General features: G+C 60.1%; 3 protein-coding genes. All 3 read right to left on the bottom strand.

Annotated elements, in window-relative coordinates; all coding sequences use genetic code 11:
- Window positions 1–1,273: 1,273 nt before the first annotated feature.
- Window positions 1,274–1,729, bottom strand: a complete 456-nt coding sequence (locus WB528_RS09090) for a hypothetical protein (RefSeq protein WP_423888087.1) — start codon at window positions 1,727–1,729, stop codon at window positions 1,274–1,276.
- An 800-nt stretch (window positions 1,730–2,529) separates the two neighbouring features.
- Entirely contained in the window at window positions 2,530–3,258 is a 729-nt protein-coding gene (locus tag WB528_RS09085) for a helix-turn-helix transcriptional regulator (RefSeq protein ID WP_423888086.1), read from the bottom strand.
- Window positions 3,259–3,580: 322 nt separating this feature from the next.
- Window positions 3,581–3,805 (bottom strand): hypothetical protein (locus WB528_RS09080; RefSeq protein WP_423888085.1); only part of this gene is annotated, 225 nt, incomplete at its 5' end.

Below are 3,805 nucleotides of genomic sequence, written 5' to 3'. Positions count from 1 at the left end.
GGCCGCAGCCGCGGCGAGCTGATGGGTATCGGACGTCTGCTCGCTCTGGATTCCGAGCCGGCACATTGGTGTCTTTATCCGTTGGCGCGTGTGGCGCGTGGGCGCCGAGGGCCGCGCTGGATTTTTTTGCGGATGCACCGGCGGCGCTGGTCGCTTGCCGGGCCAAGGGCCGGTCGCCGACCGCCGACCGCTGGCCGCAGTCGCGGCGCGGTGATGGTCGCGAGTGCATTGACTCTGCATCTGAAACGGCGCCGGCTTTACGCAGGGCGACCTTCGGCCGCCCTCGCGATCCGAAAAATCGCGAGTGCATTGAACCTGCATCTGAAAGGGCGTCGGCTTGCGCAAGTTTTTACTTCATACACGCGCGCGAGGCGGCGTCGCCGCTGTTCTTTTTTGCGAATCCGGTTGGCGGCGCTCCGCTGGAGCAGCGAGCAGCTACGGGGTCGATGCCGACGGCTGGCCGTCGCCGCGGCGAGCTGATGGGTTCACCCCCCCCGTTAATCTTATTGGTTGCTCCTCCTCGCGCGCGCGAGGATGGCGCGATCGCGAATTCTTTTTCGTGAATATCAGGTGGCGCTGCTCAGCTACGGGGTCGAGTCCGATCGACCCCCGCTCGACCGATCGCGCCGCATGGCCCCCCGTTAACCTTGTGGGTCGCTTATCCTCGCGCGCGAGAGGCGCGGCGCGATCGCGGGCGGCGGCGAATTTCTTTTTCGTGAATATCAGGTGGTGCTGCTCAGCTACGGGGTCGAGGCCGATCGACCCCCGCTCGACCGATCGCGCCGCATGGCCCTGCCGGTATCGCTCGCTTCGATTCTGCGCCGCAGGGATCGATGAGCCGGCGAGAGAGATCGCCCTGCCGAGAACGACCCGCCCGGAGCGCGACCGGCGCGAGCCGCCTGTGCGGCGCTCTGTGGCCGGCGGGGTGGCAGTCTGACGTCGATGGTGTGGTGGGAGTGGCGGCGCTGCCGAGCCGTGCTGTCGCGCAGTGGCGATATCGTCGATGGCGGCGAATGTCGTGTTGGTCGCGATGTGAATGGTGGTCGAGCACCGCTGCGCTCTGTCGCTGATACGCCCGGCTTCGTCGGCGGCGCCGAGCAACATTGAAGGATCAGCAGAATAGGGCCCCCGTTAACCTTGTGGGTCGCTTATCCTCGCGCGCGAGAGGCGCGGCGCGATCGCGGGCGGCGGCGAATAAAGTGGAACAAGGGTGATTGCTGACCAATCGCCCTTGCTCAAACCTTATTGCAAAGAGTCCAATTCCAAAGGACGTCTACGCGTCGGCAATTGGATTGTGCAAGGACTCGATGATGATGCAGTCAAGGAAACCGTCGAACTCCGACTTTTGACGGTCTTTTAGCATGTAGTCGATCCAACCCGCATTTGCACCATCGCGAACTAGAATTCGGCCGTAACCCAACTCGACGTTGGCCCAGCAGTGACGGATCAGTTTTTCAAGGGCGATGGCGTCCAAGTGCGGCGGCAATTCAATTGCACAATGAATATGCCATCGACCGGACGTGCCGCGCTCCGATGAACGCAACGCACAGGTGCGGGCATCGCCTTTTTCGAGTACGGGCAAAACACGGAGACGCTTGCCATGCCGACGAAATGCAGTGCCATATATTGCGCTGTTGAGCAGATTGGTGAAATGCCGAAAAGCCTGTCTGCACGGATAATCGTCGATCTTTATCCAAGTACCCCATTCGGACCGGCGGGCTTGCTTCAAGGTTAAGGTGACATCGCAAAAAGGGCCCCAGCTGCTTGTATCGAAAAAATGAGACTTCGCGGATTCGCAAGGATCTGACCTAACTTCCATCAGGTGTTTTCACGTTTATTAATTGATTGATGGCCGCGCACGGCCCGGGCGGGAAATACGTTCCGAATTTTCGAAAAGAATGCTGGATGTCTTGAAATTTAGTTGCGTTTGGAGAGTGGATAGGCCTTGTCGCTTCGCGTGGCATTACACACCGTCCCTGACGTCTTTGGCAACAGCCCTGACGCAACGTTAGTCGGTGCACGCGTGTCTGGGGTAGGTGTCTGGGGTAGGAGCGCGTCGAGTCGGAAAAGCACAGTTCGAAGTCGTTTTGCGCAAAATGCGGCGCCACTTTACTGAACATAGGACAGTAAGGCCAGTCGCGGCCGAGCCGGCGGAAACGGCAAATATCCTCGCAATGGAAATGAAGGCTATGGACGATCTAGCGCGGGCAGCGCACGCGCCGATTGGAGTGGGCGTTGGATTTGGCGATAAGGTCGTCCTGATCTTTGGTGACGATCAGAAGCGGGTTTCAGTGCGGTTGTCGGAGGCAGGACATGATTTGGATAGCGGTACTATATTTTGGCTTCTCAGCGACGGTGCCAAAGCAAGAGTGCCACCCTATGCACGGTGAAGCGCGAGCCAGTTTCCATGGGTCGTAGATAGCGCCCTAAGCGCGCCCAGAGTCGTGACGTCAACAAACCAGTGTCAACGCGTGTTAATGCCGAGTGATGCCGAGCGCTGCGTCATCGGCCGATATCTGACGGTCGACATCACCGGATTTTTCCTCTGTCTATCCATTCCCGCAAATCATTGAGTTCATAAAATACCTTGCGACCTATCTTCGTACTCGCGGGGCCTTTCCCTTTCGTGCGCGAGCGTTGCAGCGTCCGCAGGCTGCAGCCCAGCATTTCAGCAACGCGGCGCTCGCCGAGAAGGTGTCGGTCGTCGATAACGATCTCGTCGCCAGCAGTGCCCGTCGCAGGAGTGCTCGCTTGAGGATTGGCAATCGTCGGCGGCGCGGTGTTCGTTGCTGGCTTGTCAGACTGCCGCTCGTCCTCGGCTTTCGTCGTCCCGTATGCAATGATTTGTGCCACCGGCCGCGGCGCCGATGCATCGGAGATCGTCGATGAGTTGTTCTCGATCGTGACCGGGGCATGCCCGTCGGATTTCCGTTCGGCCGCGAGATCGCCAATCGCGGCCGAAGACTTGAGTTTGGCGGCAGCCGCTTCAGCCTCGCGCCGCACTCCATATGCAAGCACGTCGGCGGGGTCTCTGATCCCGGCCGATTTCAGCGCCCCCAACATGTACTTGATGAATTCGGCCAACTCGGCGGGCGCAAGGTTCGCTGGGTGGGTCGCGCCAAGGCGTGCGCGGAGAAGCTGTTCCCAATTTACATGATAGGCTGTCTGGAACAGCGATATGATGTGGGCCAGGGCGACGCCTTCCGGTATCAACGCGGCCAGCGTTGGGTCGTTGGCGAGGGGTGTGTCCATACGCATGATCGAACCTCCTGAGCGCAACAAATGCGGCGCATTGCGACGCAAAAGGCGCACGTTGTTGTCAGGAAATCCGTGTCGCCACGGAGGTTTGACCTACTGACGCGCCCGATAGGGCCGTGGGATCGGTCGGCAACTCACTGCGAGCATTGAACCCAACAGTCGGAGGACCCATGTCCTCCAGGACAGTTCTGTCCACGAGTTGTAGTGGCCTTATAGCTTCTGCTACGGGCATTTTCAAGGCGGGATCGGTCCGATCCGACCCGGACGGATCACTCCCGCGCCCCGCCAAGCTTTTCGACCCTGAACCGTTTCGCACCACCGATTACGCGTTCGGCTTGAAGAAGCCACCGCATAAGCAGATGCGGCAGCGACCGGCTTCGTCCCGCGCGAGGGGAATAGTGCCGGCATGCCCGGCGAGATGTCGCAGATGATCACCGAACGTCCAAATGCCGGCGCCGTCAGGCACTATGATCGGTGCGGTGTCATCTGCCGTCCGAGGGGTGGAGGCTTTGTTTCCATTGTTGCTCACGGCATCACTCCTATCGAC

This window comes from Bradyrhizobium sp., from assembly GCF_049586575.1.
GTDB lineage: Bacteria > Pseudomonadota > Alphaproteobacteria > Rhizobiales > Xanthobacteraceae > Bradyrhizobium.
The sequence above is the reverse complement of the archived record's forward strand: the minus strand, read 5'-3'. Positions and strand labels throughout refer to the sequence as shown.

Bases quoted from the DNA above. Each gene is read 5' to 3' on its own strand.
- WB528_RS09085 (WP_423888086.1), bottom strand. From the start codon at position 3,258: ATGCGTATGGACACACCCCTCGCCAACGACCCAACGCTGGCCGCGTTG.